The 2323-nt window shown below is 41.8% G+C and carries 1 protein-coding gene; it reads right to left on the bottom strand.

The genetic code is table 11. The annotated features are described in order from the left end of the window. The coding region (locus tag O3746_RS10285; protein WP_371449024.1) for an ESPR-type extended signal peptide-containing protein at positions 1-2323 on the bottom strand (2323 nt) is incomplete at both ends.

Below are 2323 nucleotides of genomic sequence, written 5' to 3'. Positions count from 1 at the left end.
GACCGTTACCATCTACGATAGTTACTGTATGTGTACCATTGTTGTTGTTTACTACGGTTGCTGTTGCGTTTTTACCGTCTTTACCAGCCGCACCAGTTGCACCATCTTTAACGATAGTTGAAGTGGTTTGACCGTTACCATCTACGATAGTCACTGTGTGAGTACCGTTGTTGTTATTCACTACAGTTGCAGTTGCGTTTTTACCGTCTTTACCAGCCGCACCAGTATCACCTTTCGCACCAGTTGCACCAGTATCACCTTTCGCACCAGTATCACCTTTCGCACCAGCTGTTGAGCTGATTTCAATGGTATTACCGTTACGTTTGATTGCAATGTTGTCACCCGCATTAATGTTTACGGTATTTGATGCACGAACATTTGAAGCTTGAGTATCACTACCATCAGCAAGCTTACCGCTTGTACCTGGTACTGCAGCTGAATTTAAATGCCATGAAACATTATTCACGATATTTGTTACGGTACTTACGTTAGTTAAATGAGAACCATAATTACCAGTGTTATTATAGGTAGCCGCACCTGCGGTTGTAGTAGAAATATCACCAGTTTTTACATCTATGTTATAAGTCGTTACATTATCTTCTTTGTTACTAGTAATGCTTAATGAATCAGGTGTTTTGGTTGTAACTGCTGCAGTCGTATCTGTACCGCCAGATACTTTCGCATTAATTTTAACTGAACCATCAGCGTTATAGACTACTTCAGTGTTGTCACCATTTACGATATTTGCGTGGTATTTAACAACTGTTTTTTTGCTTCCAGTGCTTTGATCTAACGTTTCATTCGTTACGGTTGCAATCGTACCGTTACCATTTTGGAAATCAACAACACCCTTGTTATAAATACTTGTATTGGCATGTTGAGCGCCTGCTGTTTGGTTACCACTCGCAACCCAGTGACGATTATTAATTTTGTCATCTAAATCATTTGCTACAGTGTAAAGCTGTGAACCGTTGATCGCATCAGTTGAATCTTTAGTAATTTGACCAGCTGCAACATTTTTAATTTGACGCTCGCTACCAGCTTTACCCACAGATACAACTGCGCCAGCCCCATCATTCAGAGCGCTAGTATTACCTGCAAAGCCACTATAAGTAACAGAACCAACCGTTGCACTATTTGTGCCTACAAATCCTAAGTCTGTATTAGCGCCTGAACCTAATGCCACAGAGTCTTTGATGGAAGCGGTTGCTTCACGACCAATTGCTGTTGCATTATTGTTAGAAGCTGCCGCCTTGTAACCGATTGCTGTTGCATCTTCTTTAGTTGCTTTAGCTACACGACCCACTGCAATTGCTTGGTCATGGGTTGCTTGAGAACCACCACCCATTGCAATTGAAGACATACCTGTAGAAGTCGTAGATGTACCGATTGCAATTGAGTTTACATTCGTTGCACCTTTACCACCCGGGAAACTACCAATTGCGACAGAGTTATCACCAAGTGCTTTTGCTCTATCACCTAAACCTACTGCGCCATCTCGTTTAGCTTTAGCGTGGTCACCAATTGCAACGGCACCTAGAGCTGTACCAATTGGGCTACTCCATGAACCATCACCGTTTTGTGTATAACCAGCTCCGATTTTACCTGCAGAGCCGTCATAAACGGTTTGCGATCCAGGAGTTGCTTCAGAAAATGCACCGATAGCAACAGTAGAAGACTCTTTATCATTATCACCTTGTTTATCGATACCTGGTCTTAAACCTGAATTAGATGCAGCTTGTTTACCAATTGCAATCGCTAAATGGCTAGTTGCTTCAGTACGACTTGCAATCGCAACTGTATCTTGACCAAGAGCATTAGCTCTATCACCAATTGCTGTCGCATTCACATTTTTTGCATTAGCATTGTTACCAATTGCTACTGTTCGAATCATCGTTGCATTCGATAAATTACCAATTGCAACAGAAGCTTCGCCACTTGCATTATTACTTACGCCAAGAGCTGTCGATGCACCATCAGTTGCTCTATTGTTATTACCTACTGCTAATGCAGAGTTTGCTATAGCAGTATTATTAGCACCTATCGCTGTGGTACCCCAGTTATTATCTGCAGTATTTTGATAACCTACTACAACAGAGTTTTTACCAACACTGTTCGAACCATTATAAGCATCAGGAGAAATATTAACTGCAGAATTACCATAACTAGCAGCTGCCTGTGCCACTTGTGACACACCTAATGCAGTCACAACAGCACCCGCAAGTGCGGTTAATTTCACAATTTTTTTAGATTTAGTTTTACCCTTAGCATGCCCAAGTTCAGAAACAGCTGTCCACGTTTGAGTGGCATGGTTCCAAATAAC

The sequence above is a fragment of the Haemophilus sp. 27098_8_127 genome, from assembly GCF_041433495.1.
GTDB lineage: Bacteria > Pseudomonadota > Gammaproteobacteria > Enterobacterales > Pasteurellaceae > Haemophilus_D.
This window is presented reverse-complemented; position numbering and strand designations above follow the sequence as displayed.